Origin of the sequence: Butyricimonas sp. DFI.6.44 (assembly GCF_022132345.1) — a bacterium.
Taxonomy (GTDB): Bacteria; Bacteroidota; Bacteroidia; order Bacteroidales; family Marinifilaceae; genus Butyricimonas; species Butyricimonas muris.
On record NZ_JAKNJD010000003.1, the window covers coordinates 157,814 to 174,317 of the forward strand.

At 46.0% G+C, this 16,504-nt stretch carries 12 protein-coding genes; 1 reads left to right on the forward strand and 11 read right to left on the reverse strand.

Translation table 11 applies throughout. From position 1 onward, the window contains the following. Window positions 1-5: 5 nt before the first annotated feature. From L0M98_RS05800 to L0M98_RS05850, 11 genes are all read right to left on the reverse strand, one after another. The gene (locus L0M98_RS05800; protein ID WP_227216428.1) at window positions 6-1,133 is read right to left on the reverse strand and encodes a TlpA disulfide reductase family protein; all 1,128 of its coding nucleotides are present in this window, start codon (window positions 1,131-1,133) and stop codon (window positions 6-8) included. 3 nt (window positions 1,134-1,136) lie between these two features. Beyond that, window positions 1,137-2,783, reverse strand: coding sequence for a PKD-like family lipoprotein (locus L0M98_RS05805; protein ID WP_227216430.1), 1,647 nt, complete (start codon window positions 2,781-2,783; stop codon window positions 1,137-1,139). Window positions 2,784-2,803: 20 nt separating this feature from the next. Continuing rightward, window positions 2,804-3,550 carry a DUF4843 domain-containing protein gene (locus L0M98_RS05810; protein WP_227216431.1) on the reverse strand — a complete coding sequence of 249 codons (747 nt, stop codon included), beginning with the start codon at window positions 3,548-3,550 and terminating at the stop codon, window positions 2,804-2,806. Window positions 3,551-3,560: 10 nt separating this feature from the next. Next, window positions 3,561-5,018 (reverse strand): RagB/SusD family nutrient uptake outer membrane protein, encoded by a 1,458-nt coding sequence (locus L0M98_RS05815; protein WP_227216439.1) that lies wholly within the window; start codon window positions 5,016-5,018, stop codon window positions 3,561-3,563. 11 nt (window positions 5,019-5,029) lie between these two features. Then, on the reverse strand, window positions 5,030-8,386 hold the full coding sequence (locus L0M98_RS05820) for a SusC/RagA family TonB-linked outer membrane protein (protein ID WP_227216447.1): 3,357 nt from the start codon (window positions 8,384-8,386) through the stop codon (window positions 5,030-5,032). Between the two features lie 154 nt (window positions 8,387-8,540). Beyond that, complete coding sequence (locus L0M98_RS05825) at window positions 8,541-9,620, reverse strand: FecR family protein (RefSeq protein ID WP_227216449.1); 1,080 nt, start codon at window positions 9,618-9,620, stop codon at window positions 8,541-8,543. A gap of 63 nt (window positions 9,621-9,683) precedes the next feature. Next, window positions 9,684-10,268 carry an RNA polymerase sigma-70 factor gene (locus L0M98_RS05830; RefSeq protein WP_099291469.1) on the reverse strand — a complete coding sequence of 195 codons (585 nt, stop codon included), beginning with the start codon at window positions 10,266-10,268 and terminating at the stop codon, window positions 9,684-9,686. Window positions 10,269-10,471: 203 nt separating this feature from the next. Then, on the reverse strand, window positions 10,472-11,293 hold the full coding sequence (gene menB / locus L0M98_RS05835; protein WP_227216451.1) for a 1,4-dihydroxy-2-naphthoyl-CoA synthase: 822 nt from the start codon (window positions 11,291-11,293) through the stop codon (window positions 10,472-10,474). 38 nt (window positions 11,294-11,331) lie between these two features. After that, complete coding sequence (locus tag L0M98_RS05840) at window positions 11,332-11,904, reverse strand: DUF4840 domain-containing protein (RefSeq protein WP_227216453.1); 573 nt, start codon at window positions 11,902-11,904, stop codon at window positions 11,332-11,334. A gap of 35 nt (window positions 11,905-11,939) precedes the next feature. Further along, window positions 11,940-13,634, reverse strand: a complete 1,695-nt coding sequence (gene menD, locus L0M98_RS05845; RefSeq protein WP_227216455.1) for a 2-succinyl-5-enolpyruvyl-6-hydroxy-3-cyclohexene-1-carboxylic-acid synthase — start codon at window positions 13,632-13,634, stop codon at window positions 11,940-11,942. Further along, window positions 13,615-14,757 (reverse strand): isochorismate synthase, encoded by a 1,143-nt coding sequence (locus L0M98_RS05850; protein ID WP_227216457.1) that lies wholly within the window; start codon window positions 14,755-14,757, stop codon window positions 13,615-13,617. The genes menD and L0M98_RS05850 overlap by 20 nt, the downstream gene beginning before the upstream one ends. A gap of 87 nt (window positions 14,758-14,844) precedes the next feature. Between L0M98_RS05850 and L0M98_RS05855 the strand changes: the two genes are divergently transcribed. Further along, window positions 14,845-16,209 (forward strand): MFS transporter, encoded by a 1,365-nt coding sequence (locus L0M98_RS05855; RefSeq protein WP_227216459.1) that lies wholly within the window; start codon window positions 14,845-14,847, stop codon window positions 16,207-16,209. Window positions 16,210-16,504 lie beyond the last annotated feature (295 nt).

The following is a 16,504-nucleotide window of genomic DNA, read 5'->3' on the forward strand; positions in this document are numbered from 1 at the left end:
AATAATTAATCATAGATTTCCTGCATGGCAGCATCCAGCCATCCGCCTCTTGCGTTTACGTTAAAAATCTTTCCCTTGTCGTCTACAAGGATAGAGGAAGGGACTCCGGTCAGGTTATATCCTCGGAATGCCGTTCTGGCTTGATCCAGTAATTGTCCCCAAGGCATTTTTTCCTCTTCCATGGCTTGAAGCCAATTCTTGGGCTCACTGTCAATGGAGATACTCACGATATTTAACCCTTTGGGATGGTATTTACTGTACGTGTTACGCATGTGGGGAATTTCCGCACGACAGGGATTGCACCAAGATGCCCAAAATTCGATCAATGTAGTACATCCGGGTTTCACGAAATCCGATATCTTCTTTTTGCTTCCGTCCGGTGCCGTGAGTTCCATATCGATGAAAGCACTTCCGATAAATACCTGTCTGCCTTGAATTGTTGCCCGAAGAGCCTGCCCCATTTCCGAATTTTGCATTTCGGGCGATAGGCTGGTGAACAATCCTTCAATTTCTTTCAGGGAAAGGTCGGAATTTCTGTCGGAGAGTTCTTGCGCTATCTTAACGCTGATGGCGGATTCGGGGTGCGCTTTCAGGTATTTCATTTTAGCCTCTCTGATCGCGAGTCTTTTTTCCGTGACAAGTTTGGCAAGGTCAATCGCTTTCGCTAAATCCTTTGTGCTGTAATAGGCTTCCCCGTAAGCGTAAAACGTTTTACTCCGGTCATCTTCCATGGGCTGTATCTCGCTCAGGTAGTTCTGGTATTCAGTTTGTGTGCCGCTTCCGGAGATTTGGAACACGGGGTGTTTGCCGGAATAGTCGCAAGTGGCTTCAACCGCTGTACTGTCGATAAATAACGAGAAGTTTATAATTTTACTACGGGTCTGTCGGTCATTGGGATCAAGGTAAATGTTAATCGTGCAATAACGCGGAACTTCGAATTTACCTTGGAATTTGAATTTGCCTCCCGATATTTTCGTGCTGTCGATAAAATGAGGTTGATTTGTATCATCCAGTGCCAGAAAAACGGGTTTCCCTTCCCATGCTTCGGGGACGTGTCCCGTGAGGGTATATCCGTCGTGTTTTGCACAACTGACGACGGATAGAATGAACGCGATAAATAAAATGTATTTCATTTTTTATTCTTGAGTTATAGGTTCTTTATAGATAATATCCACGATTCTGCCGAAACCGGAATGATACTCTTTGTAATCGGTTATTTGTGCAAGGTTATCAATGGCTTCGTACACTCTGAGTTCACCTCCGTCAGTACCGCCCTTGTCGCTACCCACGAGCAAATCGTAAGAACGTCTGGCATTTTCTGCGTTCCTGTATAGATAGAATTTCAGACAAGTAATTTCTCCCGACACGTCAAACTGGAATTGGGCAGAAGGGGTACTCGTGTCCAAATTTACCCGGTAAACCTTGCCGTCCACGGCATAAAACATTTGGTCGTTCAAAGGACTGAATGCAAAATGTTTTGCTCGCGTGATATCGGTACAATTGGAGAGGTTTGCGTAGTGGGTTTTTGTGTAGGGTGGTGTAGGCACTCCTGTTATCATTTCTGCTGCGTAGTCATCTAATGCAATTCCATAAAGATGATAAACTCCGTTATTCTCCAAAATTGTGAAAGTGATATTATTGAAGAAACCGAAGCCAGATAAGGAATATTTGCGACCACTATTTTCCATATAAACGTAGTTGTACCCTACTGGGAATGTAAATGCATCTCCTCCGGCTTCATCATCGCTCATATTCAAGCATCCGACAGTTTGATCTCCGGTTAATCCACCATACATACCTCCCGGGTGATAAACAAATTGTTTGTGGTCTAAATCATAGAACATAAATATCGGGGCGAATTGTGCCGGGTTCGTGATATTGCATCCCACGTGTGGTGCAACTTGTACATACTCTCTCGTGTTATCATCATTACGAAGATAATTTAACCTTGATCCCCATAATGCTCCGGACCCCATGCTATAATCACTACTAAATACACCCTCCGGTGCGACCATTATGCGATAAGCTGCTGCTGCTGTGATATGAGTCGGTTTGACATCGCTCATATCCCCCATTTCATATTTCATAATATACTCTTCTTTCCATTCGAAAGCATCTTTATGTAACCGGGTAGTTCCTTCTTCGGTAAGCAGATAGAAGGGGGATGTAGGCTCTACTTGTTGTACGGCACTCATATCTTCCGTGCTTTCTGGACTAAGGGCGATGAACGCCAACGGTCCTTTCTTGAAAGGCATATCCGAATCGGCAAGCATATCCTTTGAATGTACCTCTTCTCCTAACACGGTAGAAATCATATCCAAACGGACATTGCCATTCTCGGAACACAGAAGAACCCATCCCTCGGAAGTTGTCGTGACAACGGAAAGATTTGCCTGCTGTTGGTAAAATACGTCCAGTTGCTTGTCCTTTACCGTGTAAATCAATTTATAAGGGCCGGGGCGTAAAGATATAATATCATTAAATTCTTTTGTGGTTGCCAACACTTCGCTTGCGGCATCATTTTCATCTTCTGCCTCGAATTGACGGATAGCCCGCCACTCGTATTCATACCGGTTCTCATCGGCTTGCAAGCCGTCTAACTGCACGGGGATAGACAAATTCTGGTATGCCAAAGCCGTAATGGAATTACCGATACCTTCAATTTTCACTTCCGGAATATCATGGTAATTATAATTACCTTTATCGTCTGCGCAAGCACTAATTCCACCTGCGATTGCAACAAGTAAAAAAAGTGATTTTATTCTATATAATATCTGTTTCATAATCTGCTTTTTTTATGTTGTTAAAAGATCGTATTTCCGTTCTCGTCAAAGATTTCCGGATCGGGATTCTCAAGTAACAATTGTTCCGCTACATATTTTACCATTTCAGACATAAAATATTGGAATCGGGCGGATGAGATTTTTGATCTATCATTGAAATCGGCTCTCGGTACATCCATTACCCGGCAGGTTAAAAAGAAACGCTGAGGGGTAAAATCAACTATTTGAGTAACCCAAGCGGCAGGAGCCTCCGTGAACAATTCCGAAAACTCTATTTTATGACGCATGGTCGTGACATCCGTACCGCTTTGGATATCTGTGATCTCGTGCGTGATAATCGGTCTGAAATACTCGTTTTCTTCAATGGCAATCTCGATTGTTTTTGCTTCTTCCTGCAGGGTAGTCGAACGTTTCAACGTAATTTCATAATTGAACGAACTGGCTCCTGCGGGTAATACCGGGTTGACGGGTAACACGAAATCGTCCCCTTCCTTTGCACTTCCCCCGACAACTTTGATGTTTACCGGGCGAGGTTCATCAGTAGCCCTCCCGACTAATTGAACCGGAATAGATACGGTTGCCTCGTTCTGTGATTCCTCGATATACACGAACGTGAAATTCGTGCTGTCCGTCAATATATTACCCACTCTTATACGTTGGTTGAAATAGATTCCTTCCTCTGCATTATAGGTATTAACTTCTTCTTCAGAACAAGCGGTTAATCCTAGAATGAGTATAATCCATATAAATATATTTCTTGTTTTCATGATTCGCATATTATTGTCTGTTATTGATTTCAGTGTCGGGTAAAGGCACCACGAAAACTTGGGTAGATGCCGCTTGACCTGTGGGATTATTGCGACTATTCGTTCTATTTAGGATCATTGTAAACGTCCGTTTATAGAAATAGAACAATTGTCCTTCACCATACAACTCGCGCATGTATTCGTAGGTCAGAGCCGTTATGGTTAGTGAACCTAAATTCGAGATACCTCTTTTATTTCTCAACGTGTTGATATATGGAAGTCCGTCATCTAAAGTTTCCGATTCGCTTTCTGCGGCGATCAGATACATCTCTCCCAACCTTAACATCGGAATCATCGTGTTCTGTATCAGTCCGGTGGTACTCATATCATTGTATTTATAGAAATACCGGGCACCGCTTGTCAATCCGGGAAGAGTAGCCTGTTCCCAGTTAGCCTCAAAACGAGTGTCGCTCGTGGTAGAGGAACCCGACGCCGAGTACAGGAAATTCAATAATTTTTCATCCATGGTAAATATAAACGCCGGGTTACGGGACGGGTCGTAGTAATTCTTGAATAACAAAACTCGATTCGTGTTCGTTAAAGCAAACAATACCTCTGACGAGAAAATCCGGTCACTCTTTGCTTCCGTCCTTTCCGTGAACGGGAATGTCCCCGCTTCTGCCGCCGTGATCACTTTCTTGGCGTAGGTGGAAGCATTGGTTTTATCCCCGGCATAGAGATAAACCCGTGCCATGAGCCCTTGTACCGCGTAGTAATTCATGCGTAATGCCCGGTAGCGCAGGAAATTGGATTCATTCCCGGCAGACTCCATCAAAGTACCTTTCGTGATGATCGGGTCATTTGCCAACGCTTTCTCCGCTTCCTGCAAATCGCCGATGATATATTCCATTACCTTGTTCGCGGGTAACAAATCATTCACGTTCGGTGATTGATGCAGATAGTAGGGGATACACACGTTTTCCGGGTTATTCATGTAAACCGGACCGAACAGGCGCAACATATCGAAGTGCAACATGGCACGCAACGCCAAGGCTTCCCCCCGGATAATATCGTAATTGATCCCCGTGAAGAGTGATTCCCGTCCTTCTATGTTATCGAGAATCTTGTTACAGTTCATGATCAGTGCGTAAGCCTTCTCCCAAACTTTATCCAAACGTCCCCGCCAGTATTCCGTGCTGTATTTATAACTGTTCAAATCAATATAATCCCCCCATTTCCCTTGGTCGTCGCCGATCTTGTAGGCTCCGCCCATGAGTTCGAGCATCTCCACCATGAGGGTACTTCCGTAAAGGTTCTCGTCGTTCAACTCGATGTACACGCCGTTCAGTAATTTCTGGAAACCGGCTTCCGAGTTTAACAGGTCTTCTTCCGCTATCTGGTCGTAAGGCTTCACGTCCAACCAACTGTCACAAGCCCCGAAAACAAGGGAGCAACATATAAGCGTGATTAATTGTATTTTTCTTTTCATAATTCTTCCGTTTAAAAGGTTGCAGATATAGAGAATGACATCGTGCGTGCGAACGGGTAGTCAATGCCTCGCTCGCTCTTTACCGACGAAACTCTGAAAATATCGTTCATGTTCGCTTGCACGGTTAATGTGGACAACCCGACATGTTTGATGAAAGGTTGGGTGAACTCGTAACCGACGTTGAAAGACTCTCCGCTCAGCGTGTTCTCGTCCATCACGAATCGGGAAGAAGTTTCGGTCGTTTGGAAAAGAGAGATTCTTTTGAATTTAGCCTCTTGTCCCGGGGTACTCCAACGGTCGTACAAAGCCCGTTTATCCTGATTATAATTGATCCCTTCCCGGTCGATATTTTCCACTTTTTCGTAAAGAGCGCTATTGAAAACCTGACCTCCTAACCGGTAACGCAGGTAACATCCGAACGAGAAACCTTTATAGTAAAGGGTTGTGCCGAGCACTCCTTCCAGTTTCGGTTCGGTATTCCCGACCACCACCTCGTCATTCTTGTCATACGCGAAGGTGTAAGTCCCGTCTTTCTTGATAAATAGATCCTGACCTGTTGCCGGATCGATACCTGCCGATCTTACTGCCCAAATATCGGTAGGGCTTCCGCCGTCATAGTATCTGGTCGTGTTCAGGTTCGCTTGATTCTGTTCGTTCATCGATTGTAACCTGTTCCCTATCTTCGAATATTTTGATTTGGCGTGCGTCCCGTTGAGGCTGATATTCCATACAAAACGCTCTTGCGGGCGGTAAATGGGAGAAACTTTTAACGTTACTTCAATACCGTCTGTTTTCAGTTGTCCCATGTTCATCATAACACTCTTCACCCCGATAGAGCTCGGTGTCGTGATGGCTGCTACCAGCGGATCGGTCTTTTTCCGGTACAAATCCAAGGTGAGGTTCACTCGCTCGTTCAGCATCGTGATATCGGTTCCCAAACTGTAATTGATAGTTTCCTGCCATGCCAGATCGGGATTGCCCAAGCCTTCGAGAATAACTCCGGTTCCGAAAATATTGCTCATCCAGTGCGTGAAAGCGTAGGTCGAGAATGCTTGGTAAGAAGCGAAATTCTGGTTCCCCGGGTTCCCGACCGAACCTCTGAGTTTTAATAACTGGAAGAAATCGCAATTCTCCATGAATTTCTCGGCGTGGATGTTCCAGCCTAAACCGACAGACCACGTGTTTCTGAAACGGTTGTTTGTCCCGAACACGGAAGTACCGTCACTGCGGTAGTTGAAATCAAACAGATAACGATTGTCATAAGCGTATCCCCCGTTGATATAAAAACTGGCGGCACGTGTTTTGCTTTCCGTGTAAGTCGGCTTAGAGCCTGCCGGGTAGCTGTTCGTGAAAGACGGGGCGTCAAATTCATCTTCCGTGAAGCCGATAGCCTTATAACCGTTTCGAGTGTTTTCCTTGGTGCTGAAATTGAATCCGGCAACAGCATTTACCATGTGTTTCCCGGCGAACAGGCGTCCGTAGGTAACCGAAATATCTCCTTCGTAATTCAAATTTTTCGTTTGAGCATTCGTGTAGAGTCCTTTCTCCGTCTCGCTCATCTCATCAAAATCACTGTGTTGCGGGGAAAGACGTACCTCGGCTGTCGAATTGTTTTTGGTAATTCCGAACTTGGCTCTTGCACGCAGGTCATTCGTGGCAAACCATTCGAGGATAAAATTATTCGTGAACCCGAATTGATCCTGCACGTCGTAATTATTCAGGTGAGCGTTCCACAAGGGATTGGGTACGGAATATTCTTCGGGGTCTTCCGTGTAGTATAAATATTTGTCGATACCGCCTTCGCTGTTGTATTTTCTGAAATAAGGATTGGCTTTCGCGTATTCTGAGAAAGGAACAGCCGGGTTATTCGTTTTCATGTAATCCAGTATAAATTTATTACTGAACTGGAATTTCCCGGTACGGTAAACCAAGTCGATATTTCCGCTTATCGTTTGACGGTCGGAACCTTTCATCACTCCTTGCGTGTTGCCGTAACTTAACCCCAGCCCGTACCGGATGCGTTCCTCGCCTCCTTCGGCATAAAGGTTGTGTTTCTGAACGAAACCCGTGCGAATCGGTTCGCTGAGCCAGTAGGTGTTAACACCGCGTTCGATGTCTTGTAAACGTTGATTTCTGAGATTGTCCAGCGTGACCTGATCCATCGGATTGCTGCTGGTACTGGTGTACCTGCCCGCTCTGGTTTCAAACTCCAATTTCTCCCGTGCGTTCATCAGGTTGTAGTCCGACAAGTCAGCCATGGTGACGCTGAAATCACCCTTGTACGAGAGGGAAAGCACTCCTTTTTCCGGAGCTTTCGTTTCGATAACCAGTACGCCGTTGGCGGCTCTCGAACCGTAAATTGCCGTGGAAGCGGCATCCTTCAATAGTGTTACGGATGCAACCCGGTTCATGTTCAAATCCATGACAGTCTGCAAATCCGTTTCGAAACCGTCCAATATAAACAACGGTTGGTTCGGGTCGGTACCGTACTCTTCTTTCAATCCCATGACACTACTCTTGCCCCGTATCTCCACGTCCGGCAGCCGGTTCGGGTCTGATCCGAATTGATTATTGACATTAATCTTGAAAGAGGGGTCGAGAGTTCTGATACTTTGGAGTACATTTTGCGTTCCTGCGGCTTTCAAATCTTCCACCTTATACGTGCTTGCCGCTCCGGTGAAACTCTCTTTCTTTCTCCGGTAGATTCCGGTCACCACCACGTCTTCGATTTTTTCAACGGCAGGCACGAGCACGATTTTCTGAAAATCCGCCATATTGCTTCCGGTAAATTTCTTTATTTGGCGCTCGTAACCGATGTACGAGAAAATAATATTATACTCTGCCGAATCGAGAGGAAACGTGAATTGTCCGTCCGTGTTAGTGGCAGTCCCTTTGGTTGTCCCTTCGACCATGACGGTTACTCCCGGTAATGATTCCTGCGTGTCGCCGTCTACGACAACCCCTTTCAATTCGATGATTCTCGTTCGGGGCTTTTGAGGTTCCGCCGGACGTTGCGTGATGATAATCGTCTTATCTTCAATTTTGAACGTAAAAGGAGTTTCGTCCAAAACATATTCCAACGCCGTCTTTAACGGGGTATTCTTGAATTCTCTCGTGATTCGTTTATTGGAAGTACTGATTTGTCCGGCATTATAAAAGAATTCCATTCCCGTGGCTGTCCCGATTTTCTTCAAGGCATCCAGTAACGTGGAATTTTCCAGTTTTAAATTTAGTTGTGCCTCTTGAGCGTAACTTACCCGCGTAAAACTGCAAAGCACTATAAGCAGGAATACCGGCAGGAGGATCTTTCCCCGGAGTTTATCCCGGGGTATCATCCGGCTCAGACTAAATGATTTGTCTTTTTTCATGTTGATTTAGTGTTAATTGATATTTATTTATACTCGAGTTTTCATTTTTTTTAAGCATACAAAGTCTTGAACTTTATTTTTCAATAAAGTTTTATTATTGATATTGAGGGAGTTCCTCTAACTATGATTTATTAATCGTTATCTCCTTTCTTACCTACTTCAAATATATAATCCCGTTCTCAATAATACATTTGATATTACTTGTCGTTGTTACTAACCTCGTGATATAGTCGATTCCCCGCTCGTGTCGGATCATCCCCGAAAAACGGGAATCGTGGTGTTCCTCCGATACCTGAATATCGATACCGTACATTCTGGACAATTTTTTAGCTAACACACTTAGTTTCTCGTTGTTGAAATAAATTACGCCCTCTTTCCACATGGCGTATTCCGCAGCATCTACCTCGTGTTTTTTTACCGTGTTCGTTCCTTTGTCCACGCGAATTTGCTCGTTCGGTGATAAAGTCACCGTTTGATTGTTCGCCGGAACGTGATAAGCTATTTTACCGGAAAGTAACGTGGTCACGTTTTCCGTGTTGTCTTCATAAGCCGATACGTTGAAACAGGTACCGAGTACCCGAATCGATTCCCCGTTGGGAATCTCCACGTAGAAAGGTTTCGTCGTATCGCTTTTCACTTCAAAGAATCCCTCTCCGTTGATTTTCACCCTGCGTTCAGATTGGGAGTCAAACGTCGACGGGTACTCGAACCACGTGTCGGCGTTTAGCACGATACGTGTCCCGTCTGTTAATTCAAGATTGAAATGCTTGCCCGAGGGGACATATATTTTCAATACTTTAGCCTCTTGCAGCATGATCTTTTTCCCGTCGGCAGATTGCAGTGCGACATTCGAATGTTTGTCTACATTTATCTTTGCGTCGCTTCCCAAGTTTGAAACGGCAGAATCCCCGACAATCAACTGCACTTGTTCGTTGCAAACGGATACTCCCATGTTATCGAGTTGGGCGTATACCGGAACATCTTGCAAGGCAGTGGGACGGAACAACAGAAACAGGAACACGAACACGCAAGCCGCGGCAACACTGCCGGAAATCCAATACATCCGGCGGGTATTTCTTCTCTGGCGGATTCTGCTTTTCACGTCTTGGTAATTCTCGTTCAATATATGTTCCTCGCACTCCTCTTCCGGGAGAGAGTTCCAGATTTCATCCAGCAACTCATCTTCATTTTCCCCGATGGGGCGATTCAAATATTTGTCTGCATCTGTTTTCATTCGCACTATTCACTAAAGTATATATATAATACCTGACTTCCCGAAACTACGTATTCGGAAATATTATTTTTTTATTTTTCCCCGAAGTTTTTTCATTGCTTGGTAGAGAATGGTTTCTACCGTTCGGACGGAAATGCCTAATTCTCGGGCAATGTCGGCACTTTTCTTGTTCTCGATATGACTCATGATCACCACTTGTCGGCTTCTTTCCGGTAATTCATTCAGTAAAGCGGATAATTGTTGTTCGGGATCGGGATATTCTTCGTGTCGGATCACGTTTTCTTGTTCCTCTTCGCTTTTTTCCTTTTTGAGGTTTTCTTGATGTTGTAGGTGGAGAGATTGGGTTTTGAGATAACGCAAGGAATTGTTGTGCGCGCTGCGAAGAAGGTAATTGCGGAGAGATTTCTCCCGGTCAAGATTTTTACGGTTTTCCCATAAGGCGACAAAGATATTTTGAATAATTTCGTAAGCCGCATCGGAATCACCCACGATAGAGGCAGAATAGTTTCGAAGGAGAGCGAAATAGCTTTTATATATTTTCTCGAAAGCCGCTTCCTCTCCTTTGATTAATGCGTCCAATAGTGATTGGTCTATCTGAGCCTTTTCATTTTTAGCATTTTCAGTCGTATGACTACCTTTTTCTATCATTATCAATGTACTACCATGGGTAATTCTATATTATTAAACGTTCGTTTATTGATATTGTTTTTTGTGTTCTTTACTTTTTGATTGAATTTTGAATATTTGCTTATTTTCAATGTATTACGTTTGTAACTACAAAATATCTTTTTTCGTTTAATAAACGAACGGATATTGATACTTGATGATGACAAATTTTATAGCCCCTGCTGTCAAGGAAACTTGGGAAATTGTTGGAAATCCGGGTCCCTTTTCTCCAAAAAGGCATTTTTACCCTCTTGTGCCTCTTCCATCAGATAATACATGAGGGTGGCATCTCCGGCAAATTCCATTATCCCGTGTTGTCCGTCGAGTTCCGCGTTCAATGCCCGTTTAATCATGCGAATTGCCATGAGACTTCGTTGCATGATTGTTTTGCACCATTCCACGGTTTCGTCTTCCAGTTGCTCGAAGGGAACCACTTTATTCACCATACCCATCTCTTCGGCTTCTTTTGCCGTGTACTGGCGGCACAGGAACCATATTTCCCGTGCTTTCTTCTGTCCCACGTGACGGGCAAGATAAGAGGAACCGAATCCCCCGTCGAAACTCCCCACCTTCGGGCCGGTCTGACCGAAACGGGCATTCTCGGAAGCGATAGTAAGGTCACACACCACGTGCAGCACGTGTCCGCCCCCGATGGCGTAACCGTTGACCATGGCAATCACGGGTTTCGGAAGTGAACGGATAGCTTTGTGTAGGTCGAGCACGTTCAACCGGGGTACCCCGTTCTCGTCAATATATCCACCCACGCCTTTCACCTTTTGGTCGCCTCCCGAGCAGAAGGCTTTATCCCCTGCCCCCGTGAGTACCACCACCCCGATATCACCGCGTTCGCGGCAAATATTCATGGCATCCAACATTTCAAAATTGGTTTGCGGTCGAAAAGCGTTATACACTTCCTGACGATCAATCGTGATTTTGGCTATTCCCTCGAAGAACTCAAATTTAATATCCTCGTATTCTTTGATAGTAGTCCAGTTTCGTTTTGACATATTCTTATGGTTTTAATATTTACATACTGTAAGCTAGATTATTCATACTCTCCTCTGAAGTGATAGACAAGTTGTTTGAAAGAATCAAGTTTGGTGCCTCCCACTAAAATTTCTTTAGGAGAAACATTGAACATGATAAAATTAAAGGCTTTCTCAAAATCACCGCCGAACGTGTCGGCGAGGACTATCGTAATGTCCGGCGTGTTTCCATTGGCGGGAATGACAATGTTTTCCGGAATAAGTACAAAATGCACGGAGTATCCATCGTTGTCAATTTGTAAAAATTCGTATTCGGCTTTGACTTCCACTTCTTCAATGTCACGTAGGGTCTTAGCAACCTGCTTGTCGTCGATGATGTCGGCAATGGGTGCAAGCGGCATCACGAATGAAAGTGAATTGCGTGATTTGGCTTTGGCGTTGTCAATCTTTTTGATTTCATCCCCGTGATAAAATGCAACTTCAATGGAACCATGATATGTCCCTTTCATATCGAATAGAGCTTGTCGGATTTGCTTGGCGCTAATCTTTTCTTCATCATCATTACACCCTGATAAAAGGATAACGAGAGAAAGAATGCTTAAAATCTTTAATCCGATTAATTTCTTTTTCATTTCCACGATTTAAAGATAATAAATTACTTCCAAGTCTATTTCAAAGCCTCGAAATATTTTTTCAGAATCTCGCCGTTTATTTCCCCCGGGGTCTCGACAATCAATACCGCCGGACGTTGTGACGGTCCGTAAAAAACGGGTAGGATTTCCCGTAAAGCAGCTTCATTGTCGACCTTGTAAACCTCGAAATTATGGGTTTTTGCCAATTGTTTCAGGTTCACCTTATGCGGTGTTTCGAAATACTTTTCCACCTCCTGCAATGCCGACGGTCCCGGGAGGAAACGGAAGATTCCGCCTCCGCCGTTCTGCATCACGATGATTCGCAGGCGGGCTGGTATCTGTTTCATCCAAAGAGCGTTCGAGTCGTACAGGAAACTGTTATCCCCCACGATGAGGGTTGTCGTCCCGTCAAAAGAACAGGCTGCCCCGATAGCGGTAGAGGTACATCCGTCAATGCCGCTGGTTCCGCGGTTGGCATCCGAACGGGATACTTGGGAATAGCGGAAAAGCTGGGCGTAACGGATGGGAGTACTGTTCCCGAGTTGCAGGTGGCTATCGGCGGGCAACTCGGGCATCAACACGGAAAATGCTTTCAGGTCACACCACGGGATGCGGTTTATATATGCCTCGTGTTTCGTTGTCGCCGATTCCGCTTTTTGCAACCATTTCCACGCGTAGCCGGAAGCGGATATCAAGGGAAGCGGTGTTGACAGGAATTGTTTAAAAAACTCCCCGGTATTTGTTTGCAGGTGCCGTGTCATGGACTTGTACGTGTCCGGCGGGGTGGCACGTTCGTCTATATGCCAATGTACGCGGGGCGGATGCTCGCGGATAAACGCCTTTATCATGCGGGAGATAATGGCTCCCCCGAACGTGATGAGTAAATCGGGAGCGTATGCCCCGGCTTCCCCCGGACGCACGGTCGAGATAATACGGTCGATAGTCGAGAAGGAACAAGGAGTAGTCAAGTTAGCCACGCTTTCCGTGAGAACTACCGTGTTCGGGAATCCCGCGAGTTGTTCGATATGTCGTTGTAAAACGGGATCGGGAGCTTGAAATCCCGCGATGATCATCACGTTGGTCGAAGACGCGAACTCCTGCCTCAGTTGGTTTATAATTTCGTCCGGGAAAACATTTCTTGAAGGAGTCGCTTCAATGACACGTTCCGCCGGAAGTGTTTTTTGGTGAAACTCGTACAAGGGCTCCCGCAGGGGAATATTTATATGGACTGGACCTTTGCGGGGAAGTCTCGTCAGGTTGATAGCCTCGTTAATCATGCGGTTCGTGTACCAATGCTCCTCTTCGTTTGCTATCGCCGCGGGCAGTTGGTAGCTTTTCTTGACAAAACGGTCGAGTGCGCCTTGTTGCCGGATTGTCTGGCTGTCATCCTGATCAATCCATTCCGCGGGACGGTCGGCCGAAATGACGATAAGCGGCACTCCTTGATAATAAGCTTCTGCCACGGCAGGCGCGTAATTCAACAAAGCCGTACCCGAAGTACAGACAAGTGCCACGGGTTCACCACTTTGTTGAGCCATCCCGAGGGCAAAGAAAGCGGCGGAGCGTTCATCCGTGATGACACGGTGGAGTATGCGTCTTTCCCGGGCGATTGACACCACCAACGGCGCGTTGCGGGAACCGGGCGAGAGGACGACGTGGCGTACTCTTTTTTGCACGAGCAGGCTCACGAGCACGCGAACGCTCTCGATATCAGAATGTAGTTTTTCCATAGTTGATCTGGCGAATCAAATTGAGTAATGTATCGGCTTTTTGACAAGTTTCCTGCCATTCGGTTTCCGGGTCGGACAATGGGGTGATACCTCCGCCCACGTATAGTTTCAAGGCATCGTCGAATACCTCCATCGTGCGCAGGTTGACAAAAAGGTCAAACGCCCCGGTTGCCTGTAACGGGCCGAGGTACCCGGCATAATATCCCCGTTCCTGCTTCTCGATTTCGGTTATTACTTGCATCGCCCGTTTCTTGGGAATACCGCAAACGGCCGGGGTAGGGTGTAATTGTGTGACCAGTTCGTCGATCCGGTCGGGTGGAATCTGTTCGTCACTTCTGAAAAAGGTGCAGAGGTGGAACACGTTGCCCGCTTGAAGCGTGATCGGTCCTTCCGTTTCGAGATGGCGGGTGAAAAATTGCTTTAAAGTATTTTGTATATAATCGGTTACTATTTGTTGTTCCTCGATGTCTTTCTCTCCCCATTGCGGCGGGTTCTGTGCGGTAGACACGGGTTGCGTGCCGGCAAGCGACATAGAGAAAAATCCGTTGCGATCGTATTTCAAGAAAGTCTCCGGCGAAGCTCCCATCCACGCGCATTTGCCGGGAATGGCAGCAAAGAAAAGAAAGGCATGATGGTATTGCCTCATCTGTTCAAACAACACGGGAGCTATCCGCAGGGAATCACACGGGATGGTGATCGTGCGGGATAGTACCGCTTTTCGCATTCCCTCCCGTTTCAACGTGGCGATTAGGGTGCGCAATTCGTCCAGATACTCGAAATGCTCGCAATCCTGCTTGGTGAAAATACGTCCCGGCGTGTTGAACACGGTATTCCGGAGATTAACGATAGCTTCTTGATCCGTGAGATAGTCCGTGAACGTCAGGTCTGCCTGTATGAAGAAGGGGAAACTCCATGACGCGGGATTAAAAGGGGTGATGATGAAGCCTTTCTCGCCCCGGTGTTTTTCGAATCCTTTAAAAAGGCGGATGTTATTGGTCAATTGTGCCCCGAATACGACTTCATGCGAACCGGGCAGGCGATAAGAGTAGAAAGGAATATTATTCCTCAAGCAAATGGCTTGTGCTTCTGCCACGGATAATCTATTTTCTGTTTGTAGTGTCATGATGTACCCTAATCTTTACGCGAAAGTAACCAAAATTCTTCTGCGTTGCTTCATGATTCAAGTAAAAACTAACTACTTTTGTAAAACATGAATAAAAGTGGTGACAAACATAAATTCTTGGGCGGTTGGCGAGGGCTTCGTGAGTTATTGCCGAATAACTCGGGGGCTTTCTCCCAGGTGTTTGCGTCGCTGAAGAATCGTAATTTCAGGCTTTATTTCGGGGGACAATGCGTGTCACTCGTCGGAACGTGGATGCAGCAGATAGCCATGAGCTGGTTGGTATTCCGCCTGACGGGATCCGTGTTCCTGTTGGCGACGGTCACGTTTATGGCGCAAATCCCCGTGCTGGTCGTGACTCCTTACATGAGTGTCTTTGTCGATCGTTTCAACCGGCGGGCTTTGCTGGTCGTGACGCAATCGCTGTCTATGGTGCAAGCCTTGCTGATGGCATTATTGACGCTAACGGGCTGGATCGAAGTGTGGCACATTATGGTGTTGAGCCTGCTTATCGGGTTGATCAATGCTTTGGATAATCCTACCCGCCAGTCGTTCTACCCGAGTCTGGTGCCTGCGGAGAAATTGGGTAACGCTATCGCCTTGAATTCCGCCGTGATCAACGGTTCCCGTTTGATAGGTCCTGCCGTGGGAGGTGTGCTGATCGGCTTGTTGGGCGAAGGAATATGCTTTCTGTTGAACGGTGTCAGTTATATCGCCGTGATTATCGCCTTATTGATGATGCGGATAAAACCGAACCGGGAAACCGTCGTGAAACAACGGGTGTGGGAAGATATGCGGGATGGATTCCTGTACGTGGCACACGATATGCCTATCCGTTCGCTGTTGTTGTTGATGAGCGCGATTAGCTTTTTCGGTTTGCCGTTGATGACGTTTATTCCCGCTTACGTGAAGACCATTTTGGGTGGGGAGAGCGAGATGCTGGGGTTGTTACTGTCGTGCGTGGGTGTCGGGTCGTTTATCGCGGCTTTATATCTCGCGGCACGGAAGAGCGTGTTGGGATTGGGAAAAGTGGTTATGCTCTCCGGCGCGTTGCTGGGAATCGGTCTTGCCGTGATGTCTTTCGTGACCGTGCCGTGGGTGGCGGCTGTCTTGTGTGTGCCTGTCGGGTTCATGATTATCGCGGCGGTAGCTTCCATCAACACTTTGTTGCAAACGCTGTCGCGGGAAGATAAGCGGGGACGGGTAATGGGGTATATGGCTATGGCATTCACGGGTATGGCACCCGTGGGAAGTATGGTGTTGGGGGCTATCGAGAAGTGCGCGGGATTGCAGAATATTATCCTGTTGTCAGGTGCCTGTTGTTTTATAGCTTCTTTGATTTTTGAACACTACCGCCCGATAGTACGGAAATATGCCCGTCCGGTTTACGTGGAAAAAGGTATAATCAAAGAGATTGCCGAGGGTATAGGTTCTGTTGAGGAATACAAATTCTAATTTCTTTTTTTTGTCTGATATTCAGTGGGAAGTTATGAGGAAGTACTATCCATTATATAGAAGAAATCAACTATAGTAGTAGATCACTTCCGGTTCATTTCCGTGTAAAAAACTTTAAGTAAGCTTTTATAACCCTTTATGAACGCTATTATAAATAGGGTTCGTATAGGGTTCATATAGGGTTCGTATAGCGTTCATGACGGAATTGAACCGGAATTGATACGCTATTATTATGGAATTTTCTACCGTATTCTTATTGTTTCGAGTATATTTTGCTTTTTAACTCGCGTATGTT